The sequence below is a fragment of the Ginsengibacter sp. genome, from assembly GCF_057362405.1.
Map to the genome: position 1 here is coordinate 1 of NZ_JBMQQG010000171.1, position 5,275 is coordinate 5,275.

Sequence of the window (5,275 nt, forward strand, 5' to 3'; positions counted from 1 at the left end):
GTCAGCAAATCCATTGTAGGCCACCATGCTTATCACCAAAATAGTGATGACTACAATGCTTTTCTTTTTGCCTGAAAAAATATTTTTGATATTACTTTTCAATCGTTGCAAAATGTAAAATAACAAAAAAAGTTCAGGTAGATAAAAAATGGGGTGCACTAAAATAAACTACATCGTATAGATCAAACGTATTGTATGGTTAAAGGGCAGTTGTTAACCCGGGCGCAGGGTTTCCTTGATTTTAATAAAACATCGCCTGTATCTTTTTCTTTTTTATAATCATTTCATTTTGGCAGAGGGTAAGGATATAAGCCATGGCTAACGGTTACGGATATACTAAAAGGTACAATGAGCGGTTCCATGATCCTGCATAAAAATGGAACCGCATCACAATAGGGCTACTAAATTCTCCAACTTTCCATGAAGGGCAGGCTGGCTGAAATGGTATTTATCACTCCCTAACTTGCTGTAACTTTAATTCTCAATTGCCGCGTTTATGACATTAAAAGTAATTTCCTTCCAGGTGGCGGATAATATTGATGTAAGACAATTCAAGAATGTTTTTACGGCCAACATCCATTATTCTGACCTGGAGGAACTATTTTATCACATAGGTAATCAGAAATACCTGTATGTTTTCAGGCATGGAATTGTAAGTTTTATAGGTTATACAGAAACAGAAATGTCCTCATTCCTTCAATTGATAAAACCCTATTGCCGCAATTACATTGAGCAGCGGTTGAGCGATGAATTTGATATAGAAACCGGGGCCACATCGGTAATATACGGGTTCAGCAAAATTGAAATTCCGCAGGCTGATATAGAAATCATAAGGCTTATCATGCTCAATGTGTCGCAGAGCGTTGCCCTCGACTATTACGATCTGCAAACAAACCTGTTGCTGGAAGAGACCAACCATCATACGCAGATACTTGAAAAGAAGGGCAGAATTGAATTGGGTGTTGTGGAACTCAAAAAATCTATCGGCCGCACGTTAAATCTTAAAAATAAAATTGCCGCCAACTTGTATATTTTCGATTCGCCGGAAGAGACGTGGGAAAATGAAGAGTTGAATAAACTTGACCAGGGATTAAAAAAAACATTTGAACTGCAGGCCCGGTTTCGTAACGTACAGGAAGGTTTAGCCATAGTGAAGGAAAATCTTGACTTATTGAAAGATCTTCTTCAGAACCGCAACAGCGCCCGGCTCGAATGGATAATAATCGTACTCATCATGGTAGAAGTGGTTAACCTGATGCTGGAAAAAATTATAAAATAAGTCTGCGGCACACAGCGCCGTGGTTAGTGTTTCACGAACCATGGCAGAAGCCACGCCGGTGCAAAACAAAAAAGGCTAACGTACACCCTTATACGATAGCCTTATAGAAAAGTAGTTGTAATCTCTTTATTGTACAAACTGTGTGGCAACTGCACTGTAAGCAACCTGGTTGCGATAGCCTATTGCAGCAACCCTTACCCAATATTGCTTGCCCGGTGTAAGGTTGGTGAAGGTAAACTGGCAGTTACCACTGGCAAACTTTTCCCAAACGGTGCTTTCAGTGGGTAACGTGTCAGCAATTTCGTGCGAGTAACTGTTGGCATTACCTCTTTTAACCAGGCTTATTAGGGTGCCTGATGTATTGCCGTTGCTGAGTGTTACGGTTCCGGGATTGTCCAGGCGGCGGGGCTGTGGTTCTTTGGCAACGGTGTAGCCACTTAATACCAGTATGTTTTCATCGCCGGCTGCTATTAACATTACATACCTGCCCAATTGCACCAGCGCATCAATTAGTACCTTGCGGCTTTGGTTTTTATTAGAAATGTTTACGCGGCCAAGATCGGCGGCAGCTGTGAGATCAGTTGCATAAGTTGCGGCAGCATCGCCCAAATTGGAAAGCCAGGGTCCGGGAGAAGCAAAAACGGCCGGGTTACCGCTAACGGAACTAAAAATGTGGTTAGCCTTTTTCAACAGGTCCGCATCAGCATAACCTGTATAACTGAGATTGATTTTTGGAATTCGCATAACTAATGGTTTTTAAAATTGCCACAAATTGTGGTTGCTATTATAACTTACCCGTGAATAAATTATTTTCCTGCATTTTAAAAACCTGCGATTACGGCACTTTCCGGCAGAAAACTTCCTCTTTTGATCAAATATTTTTTTAGTAATGTCATCATCATTGTTTATTAAAAAAGCAAACCAGTCACAAAGACGGCTATCTTTATTGATTAAAAATATAAATCATTCAAAAGGATGCCCATTTTTGTTGATTAAAAAAGCAAACCATTTATAAGGATGCCCATCTTTGTTGATTAAAAAAGTAAACCATTCTCAAGAATGCCCATCTTTGTCGATTAGAAAAGCTAACCATTTATAAGGACGCCCATCTTTGTTGACTAAAACGGCAAACCATTCACACGCACGGCCATTGTTGTGGGTAGGAAAAGCGAAGCTGTAACAAGCCATCAAAATTATTTTCAAAAAACCGGGGATCAATTTTTCGATTATCCTTCACCGTTAAAAATACCCGGTGACTACCTATATATATAATACCCGGTTTATAAAATATCCATTGCAGCATCATTTCTTTTTGTAAAAAACCCGCTGACAATTTGGTGACATGAAAAATCTTGTATAAATTTATTTTCTAATACGATGAAACGCAGTTGTAATTCAAAAGAAAAACCACCCCTTTTTTTTGAACCAAAAACAACAGCATATGCCCGGACAAATCAACGTGCCCGATCACAATGATGATTTAGACCCATTAAAGAAATGGCTTACGAAAAAGCAGGTCATGCAATTTCTTGACATTGGACGTACCACCTTCTCAGAGTATAAGAAGTACGGCTTAAAAACCAGTAAAATTGGTAATAAGGAAAGAGTGCACCGGGACCACCTCGATGAATTTTTGAGGGGCTTTGTAAAATAAGATGGTTGTAAAAAAATTTGCAACCGGTAATTGTTCCCATAACCGCGCCTGGTTTTGAGAAAATGGCCCACCGCATAAGGCATTAAAATATGGAAACAGTAACACTTAAACCGCTTTTACATAATGGCGCCGAAAATATTGGTATCTATTCAGCAACATCCCAATTGCCCTCGGGAGAAAACCTCAATTATTATTTTCAAAAGAAAGGGGGAGCCCGCTGGAGCCGGACAAATAAGTGCTGGTATGTTCCCTGCACCGAAAAGAGTTATGAACAACTGGCAAAAGCTTTGAAAGGTGTAGCCTTGTTGCAGGTTGATGAATTAAAGAAATATCTTTTAGAAAAGAAGAAAAGCCCCGGGGAAAAAAATTTGCAGGTAACCATACCTGTTATACCACCAGGCAAACCAGCGGCAGCCAAAATTATTGCGCAACAGGTGAAACAAACATTGGCAATAAGTAAAGAAAATAAAGAAGCCCTGCAAAAATTTACTCAACATTTGCTTTTAAAAAGCTACAGTTCTTCAACCATTAAAACTTATAGAAACGAATTCACTCAATTTCTACAATTAATAAAAGATAAACCTGCTAATGAATTTACCGTTCAGCGCATAAAAGATTATTTGCAATATTGCCACGAAAAATTAAAGCTGAGCGAAAATACATTGCATAGCAGAATGAACGCATTGAAATTTTATTACGAAAGTGTTTTACGCAGAGAAAAGTTTTTTTGGGAAATACCGAGGCCAAAGAAACAAAATCAATTACCAAAGGTATTGGGGGAAGACGAAATTGGGCGAATGTTTAATTCCATCACTAATATTAAACACAAAGCAATATTGTTTACGGCCTATAGTGCTGGTTTAAGAGTAAGCGAGGTAATTAATTTGAAAATAAAAGATGTTGATAGTGGTAGAATGCAATTGTTTATAGAGAAAGCCAAGGGTAAAAAAGACAGGTATGTAGGATTAAGCATTCTATTACTTGATGTGTTAAGAGCGTACCTGAAGAAAAATCACCCTGTTCCCGTTATATATTTATTTGAAAATCCCTTAAAACCCGGAGAACAGTACAGTATAAGAAGTGCACAAAAAATATTTTATGCTGCAAAAGAAAAGGCAAGAATTAATAAAGATGTAGGAATCCATAGCCTGAGGCACAGCTTTGCCACTCATTTATTAGAAAAAGGAATAGATATCAGGTATATAAAGGATTTGTTAGGCCATTTTAGCATAAAAACAACTGAAAGATATCTGCATGTAAAAAAAGAAACGTTAATAAACATTCCAAACGTTTTGGATGAACTAAATAAAATAATTAGTTTAGACTGGTAATTGCATTGACGCACCTCAACAATACAAAAAACGAAACAGAACATAGTTAAAAATCAATGCCTTGTAAAAATGAAGTGTCGTCTAATTATATAAATGCAAACGTTATGTGCAACCTTGCCGACTGACATAAAATACCCCAACTATCTTTATAAACAATAATAAAATTGCGAAACCTTTTGCCTTTCGAAAAATATACTTTGACGACTAAGTTATCTTACGACGAAATTTATAAACGACTTGACGAAAATATCGAACCCAAAAAGAATTTTCAATTTTTTGCATTTAATAGAAATTCTTTGAAACCATACGAAGGCGAAATTTTGGGAAATTCGTTTACCATTAGCAGGATAATAAAGTATAATAATTCTTTCTTACCACTGATAAAAGGGAATATTTCAACGATGGTCGGACAGACACAAATCAATATTAAGATGCGACCTGCTATACTTCCTTTAATATTTGGAATGTTTTGGTTTGGTATTGTTACACTTGCTTGTATATTACTCCTTTTAGCTGGACTCATTCAATTTAATCAAATCATTGAACATGGATTTTCCCCAGCCTTCTTAATGCCTTTTGGAATGTTCATTTTTGGTTATTTAATAATCTTTGTTCCGTTTAAAATTGAATGTAAAAAGTCACGGGAATTCTTGGTAATGCTTTTAAATGCGGAAGATAACAACTAAATAAAATCTTTGAAATACAAACTGGATGCACATAACATTGGGTTTGCTTCTACGCTGGCTGAAGGAATAAACATCAGCTTTTTGTTCGCTATTCATCTGTAGTTCCGGGCTGAAAATTCATTGTTCATCTTTTGTATTTATCTTCGGCTTTGGGTTCGTTATTGGGCTGACGTTCGGGCGAAACGTTCATTGAATGCCAGCGCAGCAGCAAGCCCTAAACGTTGTAGGCAATTATCAACCTCTTCCGATGAAACATCTATTAACAATTTTAATAGTAATTATTTCTGCAACTTCATTTGGCCAGACGGCAGAAGACTATTTGAAA

At 37.3% G+C, this 5,275-nt stretch carries 5 protein-coding genes; 4 read left to right on the forward strand and 1 reads right to left on the reverse strand.

Annotated features, from left to right (window positions below; all coding sequences use genetic code 11):
* Window positions 1-496 precede the first annotated feature (496 nt).
* Window positions 497-1,279, forward strand: a complete 783-nt coding sequence (locus ACO1O5_RS14300) for an RMD1 family protein (protein WP_486271339.1) — start codon at window positions 497-499, stop codon at window positions 1,277-1,279.
* Between the two features lie 126 nt (window positions 1,280-1,405).
* Here the strand turns inward: ACO1O5_RS14300 and ACO1O5_RS14305 are convergent, their stop codons facing one another.
* A complete protein-coding gene (locus ACO1O5_RS14305) occupies window positions 1,406-2,023 on the reverse strand; it encodes a fibronectin type III domain-containing protein (RefSeq protein WP_486271341.1) in 618 nt (205 codons plus the stop codon).
* A gap of 697 nt (window positions 2,024-2,720) precedes the next feature.
* On the opposite strand from ACO1O5_RS14305, the gene ACO1O5_RS14310 reads away from it, so the two are divergent.
* The 3 genes from ACO1O5_RS14310 to ACO1O5_RS14320 all read left to right on the forward strand — a co-directional run bounded on the left by ACO1O5_RS14310 (window position 2,721) and on the right by ACO1O5_RS14320 (window position 4,950).
* Window positions 2,721-2,933, forward strand: coding sequence for a helix-turn-helix domain-containing protein (locus ACO1O5_RS14310; protein ID WP_486271343.1), 213 nt, complete (start codon window positions 2,721-2,723; stop codon window positions 2,931-2,933).
* Between the two features lie 89 nt (window positions 2,934-3,022).
* Window positions 3,023-4,264 carry a tyrosine-type recombinase/integrase gene (locus ACO1O5_RS14315; RefSeq protein WP_486271345.1) on the forward strand — a complete coding sequence of 414 codons (1,242 nt, stop codon included), beginning with the start codon at window positions 3,023-3,025 and terminating at the stop codon, window positions 4,262-4,264.
* 176 nt (window positions 4,265-4,440) lie between these two features.
* A complete protein-coding gene (locus tag ACO1O5_RS14320; RefSeq protein WP_486271346.1) occupies window positions 4,441-4,950 on the forward strand; it encodes a hypothetical protein in 510 nt (169 codons plus the stop codon).
* Window positions 4,951-5,275: the final 325 nt, after the last annotated feature.